This is a genomic window from Arthrobacter sp. 2MCAF15 (assembly GCF_052115605.1).
GTDB lineage: Bacteria > Actinomycetota > Actinomycetes > Actinomycetales > Micrococcaceae > Arthrobacter.
In genome coordinates this window covers 1-23,521 of record NZ_JBFRGZ010000010.1, presented here as the reverse complement: position 1 = coordinate 23,521, position 23,521 = coordinate 1, and the positions used below count along the sequence as shown (strand labels likewise).

Annotated in this window: 21 protein-coding genes and 1 pseudogene; 8 read left to right on the top strand and 14 right to left on the bottom strand. The window is 68.8% G+C overall.

What is annotated here, in order from left to right; all coding sequences use genetic code 11:
• Positions 1-78 precede the first annotated feature (78 nt).
• Positions 79-1,341 (top strand): annotated as a pseudogene (locus AB4089_RS12850) (MFS transporter); the annotation flags it as partial.
• A 21-nt stretch (positions 1,342-1,362) separates the two neighbouring features.
• Here AB4089_RS12850 and AB4089_RS12845 read toward each other — a convergent pair.
• Positions 1,363-3,009: a DUF7059 domain-containing protein gene (locus tag AB4089_RS12845; protein WP_441409675.1), complete on the bottom strand. Its 1,647-nt coding sequence runs from the start codon at positions 3,007-3,009 to the stop codon at positions 1,363-1,365.
• 224 nt (positions 3,010-3,233) lie between these two features.
• Positions 3,234-4,010 carry a MerR family transcriptional regulator gene (locus AB4089_RS12840; protein WP_441409674.1) on the bottom strand — a complete coding sequence of 259 codons (777 nt, stop codon included), beginning with the start codon at positions 4,008-4,010 and terminating at the stop codon, positions 3,234-3,236.
• Between the two features lie 254 nt (positions 4,011-4,264).
• On the opposite strand from AB4089_RS12840, the gene AB4089_RS12835 reads away from it, so the two are divergent.
• Entirely contained in the window at positions 4,265-4,720 is a 456-nt protein-coding gene (locus AB4089_RS12835; protein ID WP_441409673.1) for a hypothetical protein, read from the top strand.
• Positions 4,721-4,834: 114 nt separating this feature from the next.
• Positions 4,835-5,377, top strand: a complete 543-nt coding sequence (locus AB4089_RS12830) for a hypothetical protein (RefSeq protein WP_441409672.1) — start codon at positions 4,835-4,837, stop codon at positions 5,375-5,377.
• Positions 5,378-5,474: 97 nt separating this feature from the next.
• Here AB4089_RS12830 and trhO read toward each other — a convergent pair whose 3' ends face one another.
• A complete protein-coding gene (gene trhO / locus AB4089_RS12825; RefSeq protein WP_441409671.1) occupies positions 5,475-6,368 on the bottom strand; it encodes an oxygen-dependent tRNA uridine(34) hydroxylase TrhO in 894 nt (297 codons plus the stop codon).
• Between the two features lie 117 nt (positions 6,369-6,485).
• Between trhO and AB4089_RS12820 the strand changes: the two genes are divergently transcribed.
• The gene (locus tag AB4089_RS12820; RefSeq protein ID WP_441409670.1) at positions 6,486-7,178 is read left to right on the top strand and encodes a GNAT family N-acetyltransferase; all 693 of its coding nucleotides are present in this window, start codon (positions 6,486-6,488) and stop codon (positions 7,176-7,178) included.
• 247 nt (positions 7,179-7,425) lie between these two features.
• A complete protein-coding gene (locus AB4089_RS12815; RefSeq protein WP_441409669.1) occupies positions 7,426-9,846 on the top strand; it encodes a DEAD/DEAH box helicase in 2,421 nt (806 codons plus the stop codon).
• 23 nt (positions 9,847-9,869) lie between these two features.
• Here AB4089_RS12815 and AB4089_RS12810 read toward each other — a convergent pair whose 3' ends face one another.
• The 8 genes from AB4089_RS12810 to ssd all read right to left on the bottom strand — a co-directional run bounded on the left by AB4089_RS12810 (position 9,870) and on the right by ssd (position 17,459).
• Positions 9,870-10,289, bottom strand: a complete 420-nt coding sequence (locus tag AB4089_RS12810) for an Rv3654c family TadE-like protein (RefSeq protein ID WP_441409668.1) — start codon at positions 10,287-10,289, stop codon at positions 9,870-9,872.
• A complete protein-coding gene (locus AB4089_RS12805) occupies positions 10,289-10,666 on the bottom strand; it encodes a TadE family type IV pilus minor pilin (RefSeq protein ID WP_441409667.1) in 378 nt (125 codons plus the stop codon). The genes AB4089_RS12810 and AB4089_RS12805 overlap by 1 nt, the downstream gene beginning before the upstream one ends.
• 77 nt (positions 10,667-10,743) lie before the next feature.
• Positions 10,744-11,028 (bottom strand): DUF4244 domain-containing protein, encoded by a 285-nt coding sequence (locus AB4089_RS12800; protein ID WP_441409666.1) that lies wholly within the window; start codon positions 11,026-11,028, stop codon positions 10,744-10,746.
• A 315-nt stretch (positions 11,029-11,343) separates the two neighbouring features.
• Positions 11,344-13,182, bottom strand: coding sequence for a hypothetical protein (locus tag AB4089_RS12795; RefSeq protein WP_441409665.1), 1,839 nt, complete (start codon positions 13,180-13,182; stop codon positions 11,344-11,346).
• 207 nt (positions 13,183-13,389) lie between these two features.
• The gene (locus AB4089_RS12790; protein WP_441409664.1) at positions 13,390-14,001 is read right to left on the bottom strand and encodes a type II secretion system F family protein; all 612 of its coding nucleotides are present in this window, start codon (positions 13,999-14,001) and stop codon (positions 13,390-13,392) included.
• A 13-nt stretch (positions 14,002-14,014) separates the two neighbouring features.
• Positions 14,015-14,710 carry a hypothetical protein gene (locus AB4089_RS12785; RefSeq protein WP_441409663.1) on the bottom strand — a complete coding sequence of 232 codons (696 nt, stop codon included), beginning with the start codon at positions 14,708-14,710 and terminating at the stop codon, positions 14,015-14,017.
• Between the two features lie 302 nt (positions 14,711-15,012).
• Entirely contained in the window at positions 15,013-16,353 is a 1,341-nt protein-coding gene (locus tag AB4089_RS12780) for a TadA family conjugal transfer-associated ATPase (RefSeq protein ID WP_441409662.1), read from the bottom strand.
• Positions 16,350-17,459 (bottom strand): septum site-determining protein Ssd, encoded by a 1,110-nt coding sequence (gene ssd / locus AB4089_RS12775; protein ID WP_441409661.1) that lies wholly within the window; start codon positions 17,457-17,459, stop codon positions 16,350-16,352. The genes AB4089_RS12780 and ssd overlap by 4 nt, the downstream gene beginning before the upstream one ends.
• A 135-nt stretch (positions 17,460-17,594) precedes the next feature.
• Between ssd and AB4089_RS12770 the strand changes: the two genes are divergently transcribed.
• Entirely contained in the window at positions 17,595-19,313 is a 1,719-nt protein-coding gene (locus AB4089_RS12770) for a bifunctional 3'-5' exonuclease/DNA polymerase (RefSeq protein WP_441409660.1), read from the top strand.
• Positions 19,314-19,456: 143 nt separating this feature from the next.
• Complete coding sequence (locus AB4089_RS12765) at positions 19,457-19,717, top strand: YegP family protein (RefSeq protein ID WP_441409659.1); 261 nt, start codon at positions 19,457-19,459, stop codon at positions 19,715-19,717.
• A 48-nt stretch (positions 19,718-19,765) separates the two neighbouring features.
• Here the strand turns inward: AB4089_RS12765 and AB4089_RS12760 are convergent, their stop codons facing one another.
• From AB4089_RS12760 to AB4089_RS12750, 3 genes are all read right to left on the bottom strand, one after another.
• Positions 19,766-20,446 carry an NUDIX hydrolase gene (locus tag AB4089_RS12760; RefSeq protein ID WP_441409658.1) on the bottom strand — a complete coding sequence of 227 codons (681 nt, stop codon included), beginning with the start codon at positions 20,444-20,446 and terminating at the stop codon, positions 19,766-19,768.
• Positions 20,443-21,210, bottom strand: a complete 768-nt coding sequence (gene nth / locus AB4089_RS12755) for an endonuclease III (RefSeq protein WP_441409780.1) — start codon at positions 21,208-21,210, stop codon at positions 20,443-20,445. Before nth ends, AB4089_RS12760 begins: the two co-directional genes overlap by 4 nt.
• Before the next feature lie 96 nt (positions 21,211-21,306).
• Positions 21,307-22,734 (bottom strand): hypothetical protein, encoded by a 1,428-nt coding sequence (locus tag AB4089_RS12750; protein ID WP_441409657.1) that lies wholly within the window; start codon positions 22,732-22,734, stop codon positions 21,307-21,309.
• 433 nt (positions 22,735-23,167) lie between these two features.
• Here AB4089_RS12750 and AB4089_RS12745 point away from each other — a divergent pair.
• The coding region (locus tag AB4089_RS12745) for an acetyl-coenzyme A synthetase N-terminal domain-containing protein (RefSeq protein WP_441409656.1) at positions 23,168-23,521 on the top strand (354 nt) is incomplete at its 3' end.

Below are 23,521 nucleotides of genomic sequence, written 5' to 3'. Positions count from 1 at the left end.
CCTCCAGTGTATCCAGCCACGCCAAACTATGAAAGAAATGCTTGACATTAATTCCGGGACAGGACTAGCTTGCTATTTATGAAACAGACACTTCATAAATCAGTGGCCCTCGCGGCAGCGGCTCGGCCGCTCTGGCGCAACCGAGACTTCCTGATCGCCGGCACGGCACGGTTCGTTGCGACGGCGGGCATGGGCGCCGTCGTCGTCAGCGTCATGCTGCACCTGCAGAACGCGGCCGCCGCCGGCGAAACGCCGGTCGCCGGGCCCTGGCTCGTGGCCGCGTACCTGCTTTGCTCGGCGCTGCCGCTGGTCCTGTTGGCTCCATGGGCCGGCCGGCTCGCCGACACCATGGACTCCCGGACCCTGGCGACGGCCAGCTCGGCGGTCAGCGCCGCCGCCGTCGCCGGCATGGGGCTGGGCATGCAGTACCTGGAGAATTATCTGCCCGTGCTGTTTGCGATGACTTTCCTGCTCGACGCGGCCCAGGCCGTGGCCGGCCCCACCTGGCAGGCCCTGCTGCCGCGGATCGTCGGCGAGGACCGCACCCCGCGGGCGATGGGGACCATGCAGGCGACGATCATGATTGCGGGCATGGCCGGTCCCGCCGCGGGCGGCCTGCTCAGCGGCTGGGGCGGGACCGGACTGGTGTTCGCCGTGGCCAGCGGCTGCTATGTGGCCATGGGGCTGGGCGCCCTGCTGATCCGGACCCGCCGCGGCACGGCGGCCGAACGGGCCGGCAAGGCGAAGCCCGCGCTGCTGGACGGACTGCGGGTGATCCGCCGGGACAGCCTGGTCTGGGCCCTGGTGCTGGGGGCGATGTTCTTCATCGTGGTCGGGGAGGCCACCAATGTGCTGGAGGTGTTCCTGGCCCGCGACGAACTTGGCGCCACGGAGACGCAGTACGGGCTCCTGTCCGCAGCGTTCGGCCTCGGCATGGCGGCAGGGGCGGCGATGGCCGGCAGGATCCGGACATCCCGGGTCCGGCTGCGCGYGCTGCTGGCCTCCATGACCGGAGCCTCGGCCTTCCTGGTCCTCACGGGTCTGGTCCCCAACGTGGAACTCCTCTTTGTGGCCTACTCGGCGACGGGCGCGGCCTGCGGTGTCCTGAACGCCTGTTTCGGCGCGATCGCGATCCTGCGGATTCCGGAAAGCGGCCGAGGCCAGGCGATGGCGATCGTTGGCGGGATGACACGGGCCGTCTCCATCGGCGCGCTGGCGCTGGGCGGGCTCCTGGGCGCCCTTGTGCCGGTGCGCGCCAGCTTCGTGCTCACCGGGGCCGTCGGCGTCCTGGTGGCCCTCGCCCTCACCGCGTACGTCCTTCCGCGGTTCGGCCGGGAGGACGCCGGGGCGTCCGCCTCCGATTCAGGCCGGCAGCAGGAAGCCGTCCCGGACCAGGTTCCCGACCTCCTCGAGGAGTCCGGCGCGGAACTCCGCGCTGTCGAACCCCTCGTATCCGCCCAGCAGCGCCTCGAGGGCGCCGATGATCTGCCCGACGGAGAGGTCGCCGTCGCACGCTGAAACCAGGCCGGCCAGCTCGGTACTGAGCAGGTTGGTCCGGCGCAGCCCGGCGCCCTGCCGCAGCAGGATGACGCCGGGGTGTTCCGCACCGGGGCGCTGGTGCCGCTCTTCGGTGACGTCCTCCGCGACGAGCAGGTGGGCGGCGGCGAGATCGTGGGCGGCCAGCCAGTCGGCACGCTCGACGGCGGCGCCCAGGTGCGGGCCCACGGGCTGTTCGATCGGGTACGTGATCTCCTCGAAGCGGGAAATCACCCTCCCGGCACCCTCGGCGGGCCGGCGCAGCCAGATCATGCCGAAGCCGATGCCCGCCACATTGCGGGCGGCGAAGTCATCGAGGTAGGCCGCGTACGAGTCCTGGTAGAGCCGGCGGTCACGGTTTTCCGAGGCGTCCTGCAGCCAGGTCTCGGCATACTGCTCCGGGCCCACCTGCTCGCGCTGGATGAACCAGGCGTCGGCGTCGGGGCCGGCCCAGGTTTGCGGCCGTTCGGCCCAGCCGGAGCCCTCCGTGATCTCCCAGTTGCCCAACAGCTGGGCTGTTCCGCCCGGGGCAAGGACGGAGGGCAGCGCGCGGACCAGCGAGGACACAATCTCGTCCCCCGGCAGGCCGCCGTCGCGGTACGTGAACTGGTCCGTGGCGGACTCGCCGAGGCTGCGGGGCGTGATGACGAACGGCGGGTTGGACACCACCAGCTCGAACGCCTCGCCCGCGACCGGTTCCAGCAGGGACCCGAGCCTGAGGCTGACGCGGGCGTCGAGGTCGGCCGGGTCCAGGTGCAGCTCGGCGGCGTTGAGCAGGAGGTTGAACCGGGTGAATGCCAGTGCGCGTTCGGAAATGTCCGTGGCGGTCACGTGCTCCGCATGGTGCAGCAGGTGGAAGGTCTGGATGCCGCAGCCCGTGCCAAGGTCAAGGGCCCTGGCAACATGGCGGCGGGCGGTGACCTGGACCAGGGTGGTGGAGGCCTGCCCGATCCCGAGGACGTGGTCGTGGCGAAGGACGCCTGCGCGCTGGTGGGCCGCGAGGTCGCTGGCCACCCAGAGGTCCGCCCCGCCCTCGCCGGCGCCGTCCTCGCCCAGGATCGGGTCCCAGCCGTAGGGCCTCAGGTCCACCTTCGCCTGGACCAGGTCCTGGTCGCCGCCTTGGTCCCCGTCTTGGTCCCCGCCCGTCGGTTCCACGAGCCCGAGTTCCAGCAGCCCCTCCGTGCGGATGCCGGGGAGGGCGGCGTCGAGGGTCTGAGCGCGCTGGGGCTCTGCCAGGAGCCAGAGGCGCACGACGGCGGCGAGCGCCGCCGTCGCCGCCTCCCCGGAGGCGCGCCCGGTGACGATCAGCGCAGGGATGAGCTGGTCCCGGCTAAGCGCCGAGTGCGCAGCCTCGCCGAGCAATTCCGCAACCCCGTCCACCGAGTAGCCCACGGCACGCAGGTCCGTGGCCAGGGCCTCCAGGAGGCCCGGTAGGTCGCTCCGCGGAGCATCGGGGGTGGCTGCTGTGGGCATTAGGGGCGGGGTTGCGGGAGCCTGCGTTGAACGAGCCTGCGTTGAACGAAACACGGCGGGGCCTTGCGCTGAGGAAGTCACCGGACAAGTTTAGTCCCGGGTTCAGGCCGGAACTTGGTCCCGAGTTCAGGCCGGAACTTGGTCCGGGGTTCAGGCCTGAACGTGGTCCGGGGTTCTGCCCCGGGCCGTGCTGGTCCGGGCTGGACCGGACCGTGCTGGTCCGCCTAGAGCTCGGTTTCCGCATAGATCCTCAGGGCGTCCCGGACGAAGGCCGCGCCGTCGGCACCGCCGTAGTTCGCGGCGAACCGGGGATCAGCCACGTACATCTCACCGAGCCCTGTCACGTACGCCTTGATGTCCGCACGGGCGGCGTTCCCGCCTGCGGCGGGGGACGCCGGGGTGCCGGGGATGCCCCTGAGCCATTGGACGTGGCGCCGGGCCAGGTCTTGTGCCTGTGCGCTGTCGGCAGGAACGCCCGACGCTGCCGCGGCCGTCCAGTCCGCGCCGAGCTCCCGCGACCGCTCAGTCCAGGCGGCCTTCTGCCCGGCGTCCATGCCGCGCCACCAGGCGTCTGACGTGGCGTAGGCGTCCTTGCCCCACCGCTGCTCGACTTCTTCCCGGTACTGGGTGTGGTCGAAACCGTCGAACATTTCCTCTGCCATGATCTTTCCTCCTGTTTGCAATGCCTCAATGGTGTGCCGGACCGACGCAACCTGCCGCCCCAGCCTGTCCTGCTCCTGCAGCAGCCATGCCAGATGCCGGTCCAGTGCCCGTTCCGCATCCGCCTCGTTGGCGAGCACGTCCGCAATCGCCGGCAGCCCAAGTCCCATCTCGCGCAGGAGCAGGATCCGCTGCAGGCGGACCAGCGACTCCTGGCCGTAATACCGGTAGCCGTTGTTCCCGGTGCGGCTCGGCCTGAGCAGGCCAATGTCGTCGTAGTGCCGCAAAGTCCGGCCGGTGGTCCCGGCTAATTTCGCGATCTGCTGAACGGACCAGTCCATGCCTCCGCCTTTCTTATGCCTCGGGCCGCGTGTTCCTGTTGTTGCTGCTGCTGTCCTGCGGTTCTGCTGTTCAGCTGTTCTGCTGTCCCGCTGTGGCTTCTGCTGCGCCTGGTCTCCCGGTGCTGACCGGCCGCTGCCGGCCCGTCCCTTCGACTCTAAACTTTGACGCTGCGTCAAAGTCAAGGGTCCGCGGGAGATGGCGCAGGGAAGGCCGCGCGGCCGGACGGGTGCGTGCAAGACGGTAAGTTGGAGGCATGATTTTCCCTTCTTTCCGCGCCCCGGCCGCCCTGCTGGTCCGGCGGACGCTCATGGCTGCGACCGCCGTCGGCGTCGTGCTTGCCGCAGCGGCCTGCGCCCCGGCCGGTTCTGTTGAGAACGCCGATGTCCCCGCCTGGAAGGCCACGGCGCTGCCCTCGGCCCCCGGGACGGTGCTGGAGGATGCCGGCAAGATCCTGAACCGGGACCCGATCGTCCGGTCCGCCGCCGTGCCCGCCGGCACGTACACGCTGACCATGACGTGCGAGGGCGGCGGAAAAGCCTTCTTCGCCGTCAGTCTGGACGGCAGCCAGTTGGCCGAGGCAGGTGCCGCCTGCAACGGCAGCCGTGAAACTGCCCGCATCAAAGTACCGGCCGCGGGCGCGGTACGGCTCAGCACATCCAGTGTGGATGCCCCTCTGATTTACGCCTACCACCTGGTGCCGTCGGAGTAAGACCCGCCCGCAGCGCCTGCTTCACCGGCGTCCGGACCGGCGCCTTCCGACTGGCCTGTCAGACCCGGACCTTTGGCTCTAGCGTTTGATCCGGGGCAACCTTAATCTCAGACTATGCCAACTGTGCCGGCCAGGAGGGTGCCGCGACGGCGCACCCCGGCGGCCGCCGTGGTGCTCTCAGTTGCGGTGTTTCTTGGGGCGGTCCTGTCCGGCTGCGAATATCAATACAGCGCCGACAACTGGGAAGAAACGACCGCTGTTGCCGCTCCGCCGACCACTGACGCCGCACTGCCCCGGGACCCCCACCTCAACGAGCCCGTGTCCGGCAAGGAGCTGGACGACTGGGTTCACGACGCACTGCCCGACGCCGAGGGGCAGGTCTTCCATAGGGGTTTCGGGACACTGGAGGCTGATCAGGAGCGGACCGAGACCACAACGGTGCTGCCCACGGGTACTTACGCCCTGACGCTGGCGTGCCGAAGCGCCCTCCGGGTGTCCTTTTCCATCGAGAACGGTGACAGCGAACTCGTGGACCTGAGTCTCCGGTGCGGGACGTCCAGGGTCAACGTGGTTTATCTGCCCGCAGCTGCGGCGCTTTCGATCAAAGTGGACGCGAACGGACCGGCGAACTATGCGTACCGGGTGAACCGAATCTGAGGGTCCCGGCCGGCCAAATCTCGAGACGATGCCTCAGCGCGACGGTGCTTTAGCGAAACGGTTCCTCGGCGAGACCTTGCCTCAGCGAAAAGGTGCCTTAGACCGTGCAGCCGTCCGGGCATCGCAGGGTTTCGGGGCTTGCCGCGCATTCGGCGCAATAGAGCGTCAGGGTCCGGCAGCTCGGATTGGAGCAGTTTTCGAACTTGTTCGTGGGTGCCGAGCAGCGCACGCACTCGCCGATCGTCTTGGCGTCCCCGCTGAACTCGAGGTGCATGCGTTTGTCGAACACGTACAGCGAGCCCTCCCACAGGCCCTTGTCCTTGAAGGTCTCGCCATAGCGGACAATTCCGCCGTCGAGCTGGTAGACCTCTTTGAAGCCGCGGTTCACCATCAAGCTGGACAGCACCTCGCACCGGATGCCTCCGGTGCAGTAGGTGACGACCGGTTTGTCCTTGAGGGCGTCGTATTTGCCGGAGTCGAGTTCCTTGATGAAGTCGTGGGTTGTGGCGACGTCCGGGACCACCGCGTCTTTGAACTTGCCGATCTGTGCCTCGAAGCCGTTGCGGCCGTCGAAGAACACGACCTCGTCCCCCTGCTGCTTCTTGGCTTCAACGAGTTCGTGGAGTTCCTCGGGTTTGAGGTGGGTCCCGCCGCCCACCACTCCGCCGGCGTCGACTTTGAGCTCGCCGGGGGCACCGAAGGATACGATTTCGTCCCGCACCTTCACACTGAGCCGCGGGAAGTCTGCCGCGCCGCCGTCGGACCACTTCACGTCGATGTCGTGGAATCCCTTGTACTCGCGGGTGGCCTTGACGTATTGCTTCACGGCGTTGATTTCGCCGCCAACGGTGGCGTTGATGCCGTCCTTGGAAAGGAGGATGCGGCCGGTTAGCCCGAGTTTTTCGCACAGGGCGCGCTGCCAGAGCCGGACTGCGTCCGGGTCAGCGAGAGGGGTGAATCCGTAAAAGAGCACAATCCTGTTCAAAGCCACACATTTAAGGGTACTGGCTGGGATGGGCGGCCGGGCAACAGTCACAATTGGATAAGCAAGAGACCTTCCCCGATCCGGCCCCTGTTGCTTGTGGCACTGCTGGAATACGCTCATCACATGAGTCTTGACGCCATGGTTGAAGACACCACTCACCTGCTGGAAATCTGGGTTGCCGGATGGGCAGGTTGCCGCGGATATGAGACGCGCAGGGAGGGACGGTTCCCTGCGGCCTATCGCGCGGACACCACCCACGAATGGGAATACTTCGCCTTCGACCCGTCCGATTCAGAGTTCGCGGAGCTGGCGGCGAAGACGGCCGAAGCGCCGGCAAGGGTCCTCACGATCCTCACCAATGACGTGGCCAAGTACACGTTCCTGGCACCGCGGCACGGCCTCCATGTCACCTCGGCTTCGCAGACCATGATGATCGTGGACATGGAGACCCAGGATTCGGAGGACCCGTGGCTTTCGGACGACGACCTCAAACTGGAGACGTCCAGGACGGACGGCGTCCACCACGCCGTGGTCCGTGGCGGCGATGAGGTCGCCGCGAGCGGACGCGTGTTTGTGGTCGGACACACCGCCATCTTCGACAACATCGTGACGTCGCCGATGTACCAGCGGCGGGGACTCGGCAGCTTCATCATGAAGGCCCTGGCGGCCCAGGCCTTCGAACACGACGTCGACTCCGGGCTGCTGCTCGCTTCCTTGGACGGGCAGAAACTCTATTCGCACCTCGGCTGGCGCATGGTGTGCCACGTCCTGATGCTGTCGACGTCGGAGGAAGGCTCGGACCTGTCCGTCGGTTGACGCTTGGCGCCTCTGCCCGTCGATGGAGGCTCAGAGCTTTGTCCGTCGGTTGAGGCGCAGCGAGCGCCCGCGGCGCCTCCGGGGCGCCGGCTGATGAAGGCCGCAGCGCACGAGGGCCCGGGCTGGGGGAAATGTGCACTTCTGCGTGCGTTCCCCGATGGGCTTCGACCGCGCCCACGCCGCAGTGTCTGCTGTGCGGGAGTGTCTGCTGTGCGGGCGATTTGAGGCCGGATGAAAGAATATGTGAGTGAACCCGCATGAGTCCTTGATTCCGTTGCTGGGCCGAGGCCCGGACCCGGAACAGCTGCGTCATGTGCGGACGATCCCGGCCCGCCAGGCCGTCAACGCGCCGTGGCCGGAGTGGACCCACCCGGATCTCGTGGCCGCCTACGGTTCCCTGGGCATCCACGAGCCCTACCTGCACCAGGTCCAGGCCGCCGAGCTGGCCCATGCCGGGGAGCACGTGGTGATTGCGACCGGCACGGCGTCCGGGAAGTCCCTGGCGTATCAGCTGCCTGCCCTGGACGCCATCCACCGCTCCGAGCTCAGGGTCCTGTCCGATCCCGGCAAGATCCACGACGACGGCGCAGTGACCCTCTATCTGTCCCCCACCAAGGCGCTGGCGGCCGACCAGCTGGCCGCGATCCGGGCCCTGAAGCTCCCCACCGTCCGCGCCGAAACCTACGACGGCGACACCGACCCCGCTTCCCGGCGCTGGATCCGGGACCATGCGAACTTCATCCTGGCCAACCCCGACATGCTGCACTTCGGCATCCTCCCGAACCATGCCTGGTGGGCCAGGTTCTTCCGGCGCCTCCGCTATGTGATCGTCGATGAGGCCCACAGCTACCGCGGAGTCTTTGGCTCCCACGTGGCAAACCTCATGCGCCGGCTGCGTCGGATCTGCGCCTACTACAGTCCCGGCGGCTCACACCCCGGCCCGGTGTTCATCGCGGCGTCGGCCACGGCGTCTGACCCCGAGCGGTCCTTCGGCAGGCTGATCGGCGCACCAGTGCGCGCCGTTTCCGACGACACTTCGCCCCACGGGTCCACCACCGTGGCGTTTTGGGAGCCGGCCCTGACAGATCTCCGGGGCGAGAACGGCGCCAAGGAGCGCCGGACCGCCGTCGCCGAAACCGCGGATCTGCTGGCCAACCTGGTGTCCTCCCGTACCCGCACCATTGCGTTCATCAAGTCCAGGCGCGGGGCGGAGACGATTTCCTCCATCGCCAAGCGCCTGCTCGACGAGGTGGACCCCAGCCTGCCGCAGCGCGTGGCCGCCTACCGCTCGGGCTACCTGCCGGAAGAGCGGCGGGCCCTGGAAAAGTCGCTCCGCTCGGGTGAACTCTTGGGCGTCTCCAGCACCTCTGCACTGGAACTGGGCATCGACATCCCCGGTCTCGACGCCGTGCTGGTCGCGGGCTGGCCGGGCACCCGCGCGTCGTTGTTCCAGCAGATCGGCCGGGCCGGCCGCGCCGGCCAGGACGCGATCGCGGCCTTCGTGGCCAGCGACGACCCGCTGGACACCTACCTGGTGAACCACCCCGAGGCGATTTTCGACGTCTCGGTTGAAGCCACGGTCTTCGATCCCTCCAATCCGTATGTCCTGGGCCCGCATCTTTGCGCCGCGGCCGCGGAACTTCCCCTGGGGTTCGCCGAACTGGAGCTCTTCGGGGCTACCTCGGAGAAGCTGCTGGATCGGCTGGTTGTGCAGGGCTACCTGCGGAAGCGGCCGGCGGGGTGGTTTTGGACCCATCCGCAGAGTGCCGCCGCGATGGTGAACCTCCGGGCCGACGGCGGGGGGCCGGTGAGCATCGTAGATGCCGATACCGGGTCCTTGCTCGGCACCATGGATTCGCCCCAAACCCACTACCAGGCCCACACCGGCGCCATATATGTCCACCAAGGTGACAGCTACCTGGTGGAGGACCTGAACGAAGACGATCACTGTGTGATGGTGCGCCGGGCGAACCCCGACTACTACACCACCGCCCGGGACGTGACCCAGATCGAGGTCCTGGAAACGGAACGCACCACCCAGTGGGGAGACGTGGCCGTGCATTTCGGCGATGTGAAAGTGACAACCCAGGTGGTCTCCTTCCAGCGCAAGGCGTTGATTTCCAATGAGATCCTCGGTGAAGAACCCCTGGAGCTGGGCGCCAGGGACCTGTTTACCAAGGCCGTCTGGTTTGTAGTGGACAACCGCTCACTGACCGGCGCGGGCCTGATCGAGGCGCAGTTCCCGGGAGCCCTGCATGCTGCCGAACACGCGGCCATCGGGCTCCTACCGCTCGTGGCATCCAGCGACCGTTGGGACATCGGCGGAGTGTCCACGGCCATTCACGCCGACACCGGCGTGCCCACGATCTTTGTCTACGACGGCCATCCCGGCGGGGCCGGATTTGCCGAACGCGGCTACGACAAAGCCAGGGTGTGGCTGACCGCCACGCGCGATGCCATCAAGGCCTGCGAATGCGAGTCCGGCTGCCCTTCCTGCGTCCAGTCCCCCAAGTGCGGCAACAAGAACAACCCGCTCGACAAGGGCGCTGCCGTCACGCTGATCGACGTGCTGCTCAACGACGCCACCGAACTGATGTCCACCGGCAACGCCGACCAAGCCGCGGCCGGGAGGACGGGCGAAAACCCCGCCCAACCGCTCCGCGCCTGACCCCGCCGCGACTGAACCGCGTCTCAGCGAGGGGGCGGTCCCGCTCTGGCCAGCCCAGTGGCCGACCCCAGGAACGGTCCCGCCCTGAACTCGGTGCGGACCTGGACTGTGGCGTCCGGGCCTTCAGCGCAGGCAAGTATCGAGGCCTTGTTCTTCAGCGCGACTTCCCGGGCCACGGCACACGGTTCGCCGGACGTGATTCCCCGCGCGGCATCCGCGGCAGCCAGTGCCGCGAGGTCGGCCGCCGCCGCAGCCCTCGACGCTGCGACGGCCGACTGGGCCAGAAGCAGCAGCAAGGCCAAGGCCATGATGACCACCAGTCCGAGTCCCAGAGCCAGGACGGTTCCGGACCCCCGCTCTGAAGGCCGGGAACGGCGCGGGTCCCGGGCCGGAGACGGATTCCGCGGCCAAGGCCTGCTGGCCAGGGAACGTGTGGGCAGCATCAGGTCCCCAGCCGCGCCTCGCGGGAGGTACCGTCCACCGCGGGTTGAATTGCCGCGCCAGGGGCCTCGGGACGCGCCCAGGCAGTGGCGCTGAGGACCCACGGAACAAGGGTCCCGACAGCCCCGGGAACCCGGCCAGTGACGGTGACCCTGCCCCACTCGCCGTCGAGCGCCACCTCGGACCGTGCCGTTTCGCCGGCGAGCCGGCGGACGATGTCTCCGACCTCGCCGACCGCGGCTCCCCTGGCCAGTGCACGGGCACCACCGCGGGCCGCTTCCTCGACGCGGAGCTGGGTCACGCCGGCCGCCGACCCCGCGAGCAGCAGGGCAAGCAGGAGGATGACGGAGGGCAACGCCACGGCGAACTCGGCAGTCACAGCCCCGCGGCTCTTGGCGAGTGGCGTCCGCTTCCCCTGGCTGCCGCTGCCGCTCCCCCTCTCGCGCCGGACGCCCGTCATGGCAACGCGAGCGCCGTCCGGATGAGGTTCAGCAGGAATCCCCGGACTTCATCGCTGCGCATGATGAACACCAGGACCCCGGCGAACCCCACGGCCGCGAGGGTTGCAATGGCGTATTCAGCGGTGGCCATTCCCGCCTGCGCGGACGGTGGCCCTGTCCGTCCGCGCGGCTGTATGGGGACCACCGAGCTGGCGCCGGGATAGATCTCATACACCTCGGCGTCGCCTTCCGCCCCTGCATCCAAGCGGCGTGCGGCAGGTGTGTCCTGATTGATTGACATCTGTTTTCCTTCCATTGTTTTCCTTCCCCGGGACACCGGCATAACCGCCGGCTGATTCGACTCTCCCGGCTGGGACCGTGCCTCGTAACCCGTGAGGTTCGCCAAGTGGAAAACTTGCCCGTGGGCCGCACCGTGGCGGGCTGTGGAGGAGAACTGACCGGACTACCGGGCCGCCCGCACAGCGGCCGTGCCGTGACGGTGTTGGCCCGGCTCCGTACAGCATTTCCCGCAGAACTGAACCCGAGGGGCCGCGGTCCGTCCTGCGACCACAGCCCCTCGGGTTCAATTTTGTGTTCAGAACCTCATCACGCGTCTCTAGGGGAGGAAGTACCCCGCGAGGTCGGCGATGAGTTGTGACGAGCCGGCGGACCTGTTGAACAGCGTCACTTTTCCGTCGGAGCCGACAGGGACCGAGACCAGGTTCGGCACAGTCTGTCCGGCGACGAAGTTCAGGTTGGACGCGTCCGGACGGATGGTGCCGGAGGGGTAGGCAGTGATAAAGCCGATGGCCTGCGGAGAGACGACCGTCAGGTTGAAGACCGCGGCCAGGACCTTGGCGGGGATGCCCGTGGTCCCAGCAATCTGGAAGGACACTTCGGAATCCGGCCGCACGGCCGTGGCGTTTCGGGTGTCGAGGATCCTGGACGGGCCCGTGGCCTTGAACGCTCCGGTGGCCGACGGCGTGCCGCCGAGGTAGTAGCCGGCAACGTCTGCGATCAGGTGCGATGATCCGCCGGAACGGTTGAACAACGTGACCTTTCCGTCTGGACCGATGGGGACCGTGACCAGGTTAGGCACCGTCTGTCCTGCGTTGAAGTTGAGGTTGGATGCGTTGGGACGCTGGGAGCCCGAAGCATAGGCCGTAATGAATCCGATCTTCTTTGGCTCTGTCACTGTGAGGTTGAAGACCACGGCAGCGGCCGTCGCCGGTATGCCGTTGGCGCCGGCAACCTGCAGGGACACCGGGGAATCCCCGGCCAGCGCGAGCGAGGACCGCGTATCCAGCAGTCGCTTGGGCGCGAGGCTTTGGAAGGCCCCGGGCGTCGCCGGCGTCCCTGTGGTGTAGTACCCGGTGACATCGGCGATCAGGTGGGAGGTGCCATTGGATCTGTTGAACAGCGCCACTTTACCGTCGGCACCGACCCGGACCGTGACCAGGTTCGGCACGTTTTGGTTGGCTCCGAAGTTCAGATTGGATGCATTTGGCTTTACTGTCCCGGAGGGGTAGGCGGTGATGAAGCCATTGGATTTCGCTTCGGTGACGGTCAGGTTGAAGACGACCGCCGCGACCTTGGCCGGGATCCCGTTGGCCCCTGCAACCTGGAAGGAGACGGCCTGGTCGGCGCCCACGGGCGATGATTTCCGGGTGTCGAGGAACCGGTGCGGGGCAATCGGGGTAAACGTCCCGGGAAGCTGGCCGGCCGCTTTGCCGGCTTTGATGACGACGTCGTCAATGAAGCTGTCGCCGGCCTGCCGCCGGTGCTCGGCGCCGAGCTGCATCTTGGTGACCGCGGTAAAGCCCGTGGCGACCTGCCTGCTGGAGTACAGGAGCGTGCCGTCGAACCACACCTCCACCGTGGAGGCGGACCCGTTTGACACGACGTGCGTGACAAGGTGGTGCCACGTGCCGAGCGGGACGTTGACTTTCATCGGGGTGTAGCCGAGGGTTCCGTCGGGCGCCGCGACGCGCAGCCACAGCGGCCCACCGCCTCCATTGGAACGGTATACGTCCACGAAGCGGGTGTTTCCGTTGAAGAAGCGGAAGTAGGGGACGTTGTTGCCTGCGACGCCTTCCTGGGTGACGTTGAACCAGCCGTCGGCATAAACCTCATTGCTGCCGGCGGGAAGTGGGGCGGAAAAATTGGCCACCGAACCGGCCGCCGTGGTCACGTGCACGTGTGCCGAGCAGCGGCCCGAGTGTTGCTGGGCGGAGGAAACGTCGGCCGTCCCGGTCCCGGCCGTGAAGGCGGCGCTGAAGCCTGCGGTCGTGAGGGCTCCCGACTCGAAGTTGGTCGCAATCACCGTGGTGCCCGGGTACTGGTTCGTCGGTTGCGGCGCCCCCGGCTGACAGGTCGGCACGGCCGCGGACGCCGGACTGGAACCCACCGCCAAGCCGGCCAAAACTAGTAGGTTGAGCGCTGCAAGGACGCCCACTTTATGCAGTCGAATCATAGATCTGCCCCCCTGGCATGGCCCCCACTCGGTACGAGACCCCAGAAATATCCGAGGTTCGAGGCGCCACAGAAGCGCTGTGAGAAGCCGATGCACGAGACCGCTCATACTCCGACGGTGCCTGTCCCAACGGTATCCCCCAACAACTTGAATAAAGCTTGGGCCCGCGAGCCGCCGCGGGCCCCGGCTTCAGGATGGGAGCAGCCCCAGTAGCACGGGCACGACGCCGAGGCACACAAACGCCGGCAGGGAGCATAAGCCCAGCGGCACAACGAGCTTCACGCCGAGGGCCGCCGCGCGCTGCTCCGCGGCCCGGTTGCGTTCGCGGCGCAGCCGGGCCGCCTGGGCGTAGAGAAGCGCCGAGGACGGCGCGCCAGTGAGCGCGGCGAAGAAGAGTGCGTCCCGAAGGGCAAGGAGCTGGGGCGCCTGGGTGCCGGAACTCCACCACGCCGCGTTCCAGTCCGCTCCGATGGCGAGAGCTGACACCACCGGACGGAGCTGCCGCCCGAGTTCCGGTGGCGCCAGGGCGGCGACGAGTTCGAGGGACCGGCCAAGGCCGGCTCCCGCGTCCAGCATCGCGCCAATCAGTTCCAGCATCATGGCGGTGTCCCGCAGACCGGCGAAGCCGGGACGTCCGCGCCAGCCGGCGTCGCGGCCCGCCGGATCGCCAGTTGCTCCGTCGGCCGGGCCCAGAAACTGGCGCCGGAGCCTCCTGCGGACAGGGCCCGGGCCTGCGAGGAGCATGGCTGCTGCACCGGCGAGGCTCGTTGCCACCGCGAAGCCGGCCAGTTCGGGGCTCATAGCGGCCGCGGAGTCACGGCTGGGCTTCCGCCGCGGCCCGGACGAGCCAGGAGGACCACAACCGGCCGACGGCGGTCAGGACCACGCCTGCGGCCAACGCCGCGAGCCCCCACGGATTGCCCAAAAGGGTCGCCACCGGGTCCACGCCGAGCAGCAGGCCGAGGCCCAGGCCCGAGAGAGGCAGCCCGGTCAGGAGACGGACGGTTGCCCGCGGCCCCGCCAGGGCCGTCTGCCGGGCGGACTCGGCGTCGTCCTCCGTCTCAAGGTGAGCGGCAAAGCGCGCCAGCACGTCGGCAAGCGGGCACCCGGTGGCCTCCGCGGTGTCAAAGCAAGCAGCGAGCTCGCCCCACACACGCACGTCGCGGGCAGCCGGGGCGCTCACCGCCCCCATGGCGACGACGACGGCGGTGCGCCCGCCGAAGGACCCCGTTGCGACCTCGCGCCGGATGGCAGCGGCCACGGAGGACCCGCGCAAGGCGGCCGCTCGTGCGGCTGCCACAACCCTGAGGGACTCCGGGCCGAGCGCCGGCCCAGAGCCTTCCCGGCCCCGGTCCTGGCCCGGGCCATGGCCAGCACCAATCGGGATGTGGCCCGCGGTCCCGTCCCGCGCAGCGTCCCCGCCGTACAGGACCCATAGTTCATCCCACAGCCGGGCCGGAATGCGCCCTCCCTTCAGCAGCGCGGCCAGTTGTTGGACCACCACGGTCAAGGGGACTGGTTCCGTCCCCGCGGATCCCGGGGCCCGCCAACGGCCTACGGCCCTGTGGGCTCTCCCGCCGTCCGTCTCGCGGGCTTTCCCTCCGGCTCCCCGCCCCAACATCGCCCGCCCAAACATCCCCGTCGCAAGCATTCCTCGGCCGGGTATCCGCCGGCCGGGTCGCGGATGATCTCGGGCCCCGGAACTTCGCGGACGCGTGCTTTGCAGTGCCCGGCGGACCCGGCCGCGGGCGGCGTGCGGTGAGGGCAAGGCCAGCCACACAGCGAGGACCAAGACAATGATCAGCAGGGCGGTCATCGCGGTGTCCGCGGCTGCGGGGGTTCATGTCCGGAACCCGGAAGCAACTCGGCCAGCCACGCCGCCTCCAGCCCGGACGTATCCGCACCGGACACGCCGGGAGCCAGGCCGAGCCGGCTCGCCAGCTGCGGCCAGGCCCGGCCGGAGCGGACCTGGCCCCCTTGGAGTTCCAAGGCGGCGGTGACGGCCAGGCCTGAGTCCTGGGCCTGCACGATTCCAATGCTCGCGACCTGGCGCCCGGCCTCTGTCCGCTCGACATGCACGACGGCGTCGATCGCGCTCGCCACCTGCAGCCGCACCGCGTCCTGGCCCATGCCGGCGAGCGCACCCAGGGCCGCCAGCCGTGCCGGGACGGCCGCCGCCTCATTCGCGTGGAGGGTCCCGCCGCCTCCCGTGTGCCCGGTGTTCATGGCCGAGAGCAGCTCACGGACCTCCGCGCCGCGGCATTCGCCTACCACCAGCCGGTCCGGCCGCATCCTCAGGGCCTGGCGGACCAGTTCGCCCAAGTCCACGGCGCCGCCGCCCTCGAGGTTTCCGTGCCGGGATTCCAGCGAGACGACATGCGGGTGGACCGGGTTCAGCTCGGCGGCGTCCTCAATCAGGACAAGCCTCTCCCCCGGGTGGCACAGTCCCAGCAGCGTCGCCAGCAACGTGGTTTTCCCCGAGCCGGTGGCGCCGCTGATGAGGAAGCTCAGCCGGGATGCCACCATGCGTTCGAGCACGGTCTGGACCAGATCCGCGGACGTCCCGGTCCCGAACATGCCGTCCCGCCGCAGCTCGGGCATGGAGAACACGGTAGCGCGGCGGATCCGCACGCTCAGGAGGGTTCCGGCCGTGGAAATGGGCGGCAGTACCGCGTGCACCCGGTAGCCGCCGTCGAGCCGGACGTCGACGCAGGGCGAACCGTCATCCAGCCGGCGGCCGCCGGCCGCCACGAGCCTCGAGGCGAGGGCCCGGATCTGCGGCTCCCCGGAAAAGGCGACCGGAGCCTTTTCCAGACCCCTGCCGCGGTCCAGCCAGACCGAGTCCGGCCCATTGACAAAGATGTCCGTCACGGCGGGATCACGGGTGAGCGGTTGAAGCGGGCCGAGGCCGTTCAGTTCGGCGCTGATGCTCTCCACCGCAGCCAGCGCACCGGCCGTGCCCAGCAGCCGCCCACTGGCCTGAACCGCGGCCGCGACCCGCGACGGGGTTACGGGCGAGGCATCGGCCATGACGGACTCGCGCACCGATTCCAGCAGTCTCTGGTCGAGAAATCCCTGCGAGCGGCGGCGGCCTGGGGCCCTCCGGGAGGGCCGGTCCGGATCGGCGGGTTCCACCGCGGCATGGCCACTCATCTGGAATCTCTCCCATTCAGGTCAAGAAGGCCAGCGGCGAAACGGCGGACGGCGCGCTGCCGGCCGGCTTCGAGCAGGCGTCCTACTTCGGTTGCCGCGGCCAGCCCCTTGATATCCGGCATGATCCCTTCGAGGGCCAGGCCCACGGAGTCGGCGATCAGCGGCGCCTCCAGGGCTGCGCCCGGACCGGCCCGGACCACGAGCGCGGTTTCCACCCCGGGAAGCTCCCGCAGCAGCCAGGCCGTGGCGACGGCGGCCCGGATCCGTGCGGGCGCAACCACGAGGATCCGGTCACATTCCCTTGCGAAGGACCGCAATGCCTCCCGGTCCCGGCCAATATCCAGCACCACCAGCTCGCAGCCGCGCCGGGCGGCGTCGAGAACCGCGGTGACAGCGGTGGCGTCCACAACGGCCGCACGGTCCCGGGCGCCGGGCCACGACAGGAAGGAAAATCCGCCGGAGACCGGCAGCGCATCCTCCAGTTGGGCTGCGTCGATGCTGCCGCTCGCGCCGGCCAGATCCGGCCAGCGGAGCCCATGGGTGTCCTCGGCGGCCAACGCCAGCTCCAGGCCCCCGCCCCAGGGGTCGCCGTCAATCAGGAGCACCCGGGCCCCGGCCCCGGCGGCGGCCTGCGCGATCCAGATGGCGGCCGTCGTGGCCCCTGCGCCGCCGCAGCCACCGGTGAGCCCCAGGACGAATCCGCCGGCTTCCGGCGCGCGGGACCGGCTCAGGTATTCCGCCAGCCACGCGGCCGCGTCCGGCAGCACCGCGACGCGTCCGGCCCCGACGGCGGCTGCCAAATGCCACAGCCCGCCACCGTCGCCGTTGAGGCCGACGAGCACCGCGGGCGCCCTCCACCGGGGCGGCAAGTCGCGGATGTCGCTGCCAACCAGCACGGTGGCCGCAGCATCCCAGAACGGTGCCGCATCGGCAACATTCTGCACTGTCCTCAGCTGGCCCCCGGCCGCGGCAACGATGCGTTCCACTTCGCTCCGCAGCACATCAACCCCGGTGACGAGCAGAATTTCCGCGGATTCCCCGGGGATCCAGGGCACCGGATTCTGCGGAGGCGGCGAGCCTGGCCCAGGTTGCTGGTGCCTGTTCATGCTGCCACTGTGCCCCGCCCGGAACCGCAGGGTAACCGCCGTCGTGGGCTATGTGGACAAGCATCGCGGCTGTCCTGAACCCGCCGCCCCGGCACGCGCACGGACCATGCCCCGGAGCAGGGCAGAATTGACCCTATGTACCTGCTGCTCGCCGCCCATGCCGACGGCGCGGCGCTGCAGCAACTCACGGCAGATGGCAGCCCTGAACCGTCCAATCCGGAACCGCGCGTTGTCAGGCCCGAAGACCTGCCCGGAGTGGTTCGCGGGCTCGAGGAGCGGCACCCGCGCTGGATCTGGCACCGCACGCAGGACTGGTATCCCGCGCTGCTGCGCGCCGGGGTGGAACTCGAACGCTGCTACGACCTGACGTTGTGCGGTTCGATCCTGGCCCACTCGGAATTCACCGCCCACACCGGCTATGCGCAGGCCGCAGAGAAGCTGACGCAGGACGACGAGCTGCCTCTGCCGTCGCGGGGGCTGCAGCCCCCTCCCCCGCCGCCCGAACAGGGGGCCCTGTTCGATGCCCCGGCCCCCGGGCATCGCCCCGGCCAATCCCTTGAGGCCCTGCGCGCCGAGTACGCCGCGCAGCAGGAGGCGCTTCGCCACGCGGGGACAGCCATTGTCACTGATGCCGGCCGCCGCCAGCGGCTACAGCTGCTGCTCGCGGCGGAATCCGCCGGGGCCATGATCGCCGCCGAAATGCAGCACACCGGGGTCCCGTGGCGCGAGGAACTGCACGAGCAGATTCTCGCGGATTATCTCGGACCCCGGCCGGCTCCGGGCCAGCGTCCGGCCAAACTCGAAGCGCTCACCGCCGAACTCCGGCGGCTGCTGCAGTCACCGGCGCTGAACCCGGACTCCCCGCAGGATCTCATGCGCGCCCTGCACCGCAACGGCATCGAAGTGAAGACCACCCGCCAATGGGAGCTGAAGGAATCCAGCCACCCGGCGATCGAGCCACTGCTGGCCTACAAGAAACTGGCTCGCCTGCATGCGGCCAACGGCTGGGCATGGCTGGACATGTGGGTGAAGGACGGCAGGTTCCAGCCTGAATACGTGGTGGGCGGCGTGGTGTCCGGACGGTGGGCGTCCCGGGGCGGCGGCGCACTGCAAATCCCGCGCCAGATCCGCGGCGCGGTCCACGCCGATCCCGGCTACAAATTGATTGTTGCCGACGCGTCTCAGCTGGAACCGAGGGTACTCGTGGCCCTCGCGCAGGATGCCAAAATGGCCGAGGCCGCCCGGGACAAGGACCTCTATGCCGGCATTGCGGCGCAGGGCTTCGGCGGTGACCGGGCAAAAGCCAAGGTGGCCCTCCTCGGGGCCATTTACGGGGCGACCACGGGCGAGTCAGGGCGGCTGATGCCCCAATTGGCCCGCACCTACCCCCGCGCCGTCGGCTTCGTCGAGCAGGCCGCCCGCGACGGCGAAGCCGGCAGGACCGTCACTTCCCGTCTGGGCCGGAGCAGCCCGCCGCCGTCGGACCGCTGGTTGCAGAGCCAGCAGTCCACCACCGCGGAAGAGCAGCGCCGGGCTGACGCGATCGCCCGCTCACGCGGCCGCTTCACCCGCAACTTCGTGGTCCAGGGCTCGGCTGCTGACTGGGCGGCGTGCTGGCTCGCGGAACTGCGACGCCGGCTGCGCACCATGCGGGCCCAGGGCGCCGCCACCGGCGAACTGGTGTTCTTCCTGCACGACGAAGTGATGGTGCACTGCCCCGAAAATGCCGTCGCGGATTGCATGAAGGCGATCGAGGATTCCGCAACTGCCGCCAAGGAGCTGCTGTTCGGCCGCATTCCAGTGGAATTTCCGGTCAGCGTGGCCGTAGTCGACTCATACGACAACGCCAAATGAGTGGCAGAAGTCACCGCCTGTAACGTACCGGCCGGTAGCGTTGTGTGGGCTCCGTCACCGGGCTACCCTCGAAAAGGCCGGCAAATTTCCCGAAGAACCGCCGGCCATTGCAACGACGCAAGGAATATTGGGGAGGCAGCGTTTTGGCTGGCATTTTTGAGATCGCGCAGGCTGGCGACAAGGCTTATTTCTTCAGGCTGACGGCGGCGGACGGCACGGTAGTGGCCGTGTCCCCGCTCTTCAGCTCCATCAAGAGCGCTGCGGCGGGCATTAATGCCGTGCGCGAGAACGCCGCGACGGGCCTGGTTGTGGATCGGTCCGGTACGCACAGGAAAGTAGCCACCAGCAGGTCGGCTGTACGGGCGGTTGCTCCCCTGGCGGGCAGCGCCGTAGCCACGGCCTAGGGACCGGCACTGCACATCGGCCGTCAGATCGGACCGGCCGAATGAGTTTCACACATCGATCCCGTAGAGCCGCGTGCGGTCCCAGGGAACTGCCCAGCCCAGCTGGTCAAACAACTGGTTCAGGATCATCCCGGTAAACCCCCACACCACCACGCCGTTGACAGTGAAGGCCGGGCTCTGGAACGTCTGGCCGGCTCGGCTGACCGTTGCCAGCACCCGGTTGTCCGGGTCCAGCAGGTCCCTCACCGGGACACGGAACACCTGCGCGGATTCACCGTAGTCCACCACCCGGACCGGCGACTGGGCGGCCCACCAGGCCAGGACCGGGGTGACCAGGAAATTGCCCCGGGGCAGCGCCAGTTCGGGCATCACTCCGAGGACGTCCACGCCCGCCGGGTTCAGGCCCGTCTCCTCTTCCGCCTCGCGCAGGGCAGCATTGACGACGGACTCGCCGGGGTCGATGCCGCCGCCGGGGAAGGCCACTTGCCCGGGATGGTCCTCAAGGGTTTGCGCCCGCTGCAACAGCAGGACGTCCAGATCGGCTGGAGCGAGCAATTTCTCCGACACCGCCGGGACATTATCGAGCGCCCCAAAGAGCATGAGCACGGCGGCCTTGCGGACCCGCTCGCCGGGTTCGACGACGAGTTCCCGCCAGCGCGGATCCGGTGCCGGAGCCGTGCCCGCCTTCACCGCCTCAACGAGTTCGACGAGGTCCTGGCGCGCGGTCACCGCTGCTTCCTCTGCGATTCCATACGGATTTCCGCGGCACGGTGCGTCTCGGCCTGCAGCCGGGCCAGCAGCTCCTCCTGCCCCGGGGCGAGTTCGTACTTCAGCAGTTTCTTCGCTTTCGCCGGGTCGGTTTCGCCCATCCCGTAGCTGGGACACCAGTTGGCCACCGCGCAGGCGCCGCACGCAGGCTTGCGGGAGTGGCAGACCCTCCGGCCGTGAAAGACGACGCGGTGCGAGAGCATGGTCCAGTCCTTGGGCTCGAACAGCACGGCGACGTCGGACTCGATCCGGACCGGATCATCCGACTCCGTCCAGCCAAGGCGCCTTGCCAGGCGGCCGAAGTGGGTGTCCACCGTGATGCCGGGAATGCCGAAAGCGTTGCCCAGCACGACGTTTGCGGTTTTTCGCCCGACGCCGGGCAGCGTCACCAGATCCTCGAGCCGGCCCGGCACCTCGCCGTCGTACTCGTCCACTATCCGGTTGCACAGCGCCAGGACGTTTCTGGCCTTGGCGCGAAAGAATCCGGTGGGTTTAAGGATGGCCTCCAGCTCGGCCGGATCCGCCTCCGCCATCCGCCGCGCATCGGGGTAGCGCGCGAACAGCAGGGGTGTTATCTGGTTGACCAGCACATCGGTGGTCTGCGCGGACAACACCGTGGCTATCACCAGCTCGAAAGGGTTGCGGAAATCCAGCTCAGCGTGGGCGTAGGGGTACTGCTCGGCCAGCGCGCGGTTGATCCGGCGCGCCCGTCGCTTGAGCGCCAGGACAGTTTCCCCTGACGCCCTCGAGGCACCGGGCGTGGCGCTCCCGGACGTGGCGCCCGATTCCGCGGTGCCGGATTCTGTGGTCACGGGATGCGGCTAACCGCGTTCGATGTTGCTGAGATCCCGCAGGACGCCGAGCCGCCCGTCGGTGTGCTGGACCAGGAATTCGCTGCCCCGGTCCTCTAGGGCAAGGACCCAGCCGCCGGGTTCAATGACGAACGCCGGAGCTCCGGTGCGCTCGTCGGTGGCGGTGCGGGGCTGCGCGACGGCGAACCAGAACGCCTCGTGCACGGGGTGGACGTGGTCCTCCTCATGCCGGCTGGCAGGATCGACGGTGGCGCCGATGGGCTCCTGCGGCCGGGCCTGTTCCTGCGGCCGGACTTGGGGGTTGACAGTGGTGGGGGCGCTGCCGCCCGAGGGTGCTCCCGACGTTGCCGGAACGGCGGCCGCCTGGGTCTGTTCCGCGGCCGGCGGGGTTTTCTGAGCGGCAGCCGCGGCGCCAGCGGCACCGGCGGCGGCAGCACCGGCAACGGCGGGTGCCGCGGACGTGGATGCCGGGATGCCGGCGGCCTGGGTCTTTTCGGCGGACGGGGCTGCCGCGGCCTGGGTCTCTTCGGCGGGCGTAGCGGCCGCTGCCGGCTCAGTGGCCGACGTCGTCGGCGATGCCGATGACGCGGACGACACGGGGGTGGCCGCGCCGGCTGCCGGCACGACGCCGGAGATCTGGGTTTCCGGCGCGCTGGACGCGGCACTCGTCGCAGGTGCTTGGGCCGACGGCACAGCCGGCGTGGTCGCGGCCGGCGCCGACCCTGCGCCGCCGCCGAACGGGCGCTTGGCCCAGCCCGCTGCGGCCGCGGCTGCCCCGGCAGCCTTCGACTCGCCTGTTCCCGCGGAGGCCTTGGCCGTTTTGGGCACCTTCGGCGGCTTGGGCGCACGGGGCTTTCGCACCGGGACAGCCGCTTCACGCGCCGCCACGTGGGCCGGCGCTTCCTCACGGTCCAGGAAGTCTCCGGCGAAGAACGGGATCCAACGGGCCAGCACAGTGGCCGCAAAAAGCCCCACGGCACCCAGGAGGGCTATCAGCATGCTCGGCAGGAACGCCCCGGCGGCCGCGAGGAAGAAGAAGGCCAGAGTGAAGGACGCCACCACGGAAGCGAACTGGTCGATCGACAGGGACCCGATCCGGATTTTCGTCGTCGGGCTCAGACGGCGGGCCACGAACAAAGCGGTGACAATCAGCGGCAGCACAATGCCCAGGCCCAGGAAGAACAGGCTTCCGAGGTTCCACAGGTTATAGGCGAAAGCGAACATCGGAATCAGCGAGGCGACGAAAAGCAGCAGCGTCGAGCCGAAGACTGTGAGGTCACGGATGGTGAAGGCACCAAGGACTGCTTCGTTCCTCTTCGCGGACTTTTTGTCCACCGTGAAGCGCGGCGCATCCCCGAACCCGGCGGGCCCCGGCTGCGCCGTTCCGCCCTGGCCCTGGGCGGGCGCCCGGAGCTGTCCGTTGTCTTGCTCGTTCATTCCGTATCTCCTTAGCATGGCGGCGCTCTGGACAGCGCCGTCTAACGGCAGGCAAGGACAGTACCGCCAGCGGGTCCTGTCGCCTCCATCGGATGTCACAACTTCATCTCAGCCTAGCCAAGTGGGTGGCCGATCACTAGCTGACAAGCCGAGGGCGGACACAGCAGAATTCTCCCGTTTTCCGAATCCCGGACGCTGCATGCCGAAGCGCCGCCCAGCGCCGCCAACAAGCCACCCGGCGCTTAACAAACGCCGCTCACGGCACCCTTTGTGACTGGGCGCACGTTTGGTCGGACCCACGTATTAGTGTTTATTCCAGACAGCTCCTGCGGCACTGCCGAGGTCTGCCACTGCCCGACGCCGCGCATGCGGCCCGGTGCGGAGGCGACGCGAACGGCCGCTCAGACCGGATCGATGAATGATGAGGTTCACCATGTCCCAGCAGGCACCCGGCTCCATGGCCACTCCGGCTCCCAACGGCGATGCGTTTGAGAATCTGTCGCAGGAGGACCGTCGGTTCGCGCCCTCGGCGGAGTTCGCGGCGAATGCGGTGGTGACCGCGGGTGAGTATGCCGAGGCCGACGCGGACCGGCCCGCGTTCTGGGCGAGGCAGGCCCGGGAGCTGCTGGACTGGTCCAGGGACTTTGACCAGGCTTTGGACTGGTCCGAGCCGCCGTTCGCGAAGTGGTTCGTCGGCGGGGAGGTCAACGCCGCGTACAACGCCCTGGACCGGCACGTGAAGGCCGGGAACGGGGACCGGGTCGCGATCTACTTCGAGGGCGAGCCC

Excerpts from the sequence above, each read along its gene's own strand:
- AB4089_RS12840 (WP_441409674.1), bottom strand. The coding sequence starts at position 4,010 with ATGGACTGGTCCGTTCAGCAGATCGCGAAATTAGCCGGGACCACCGGC.
- AB4089_RS12800 (WP_441409666.1), bottom strand. The coding sequence starts at position 11,028 with ATGTCAATCAATCAGGACACACCTGCCGCACGCCGCTTGGATGCAGGG.
- AB4089_RS12835 (WP_441409673.1), top strand. The coding sequence starts at position 4,265 with ATGATTTTCCCTTCTTTCCGCGCCCCGGCCGCCCTGCTGGTCCGGCGG.
- AB4089_RS12810 (WP_441409668.1), bottom strand. The coding sequence starts at position 10,289 with ATGCTGCCCACACGTTCCCTGGCCAGCAGGCCTTGGCCGCGGAATCCG.
- AB4089_RS12790 (WP_441409664.1), bottom strand. The coding sequence starts at position 14,001 with ATGAGCCCCGAACTGGCCGGCTTCGCGGTGGCAACGAGCCTCGCCGGT.
- AB4089_RS12770 (WP_441409660.1), top strand. The coding sequence starts at position 17,595 with ATGTACCTGCTGCTCGCCGCCCATGCCGACGGCGCGGCGCTGCAGCAA.
- AB4089_RS12780 (WP_441409662.1), bottom strand. The coding sequence starts at position 16,353 with ATGAGTGGCCATGCCGCGGTGGAACCCGCCGATCCGGACCGGCCCTCC.
- ssd (WP_441409661.1), bottom strand. The coding sequence starts at position 17,459 with ATGAACAGGCACCAGCAACCTGGGCCAGGCTCGCCGCCTCCGCAGAAT.
- AB4089_RS12845 (WP_441409675.1), bottom strand. The coding sequence starts at position 3,009 with ATGCCCACAGCAGCCACCCCCGATGCTCCGCGGAGCGACCTACCGGGC.
- AB4089_RS12830 (WP_441409672.1), top strand. The coding sequence starts at position 4,835 with ATGCCAACTGTGCCGGCCAGGAGGGTGCCGCGACGGCGCACCCCGGCG.
- AB4089_RS12750 (WP_441409657.1), bottom strand. The coding sequence starts at position 22,734 with ATGAACGAGCAAGACAACGGACAGCTCCGGGCGCCCGCCCAGGGCCAG.
- AB4089_RS12820 (WP_441409670.1), top strand. The coding sequence starts at position 6,486 with ATGAGTCTTGACGCCATGGTTGAAGACACCACTCACCTGCTGGAAATC.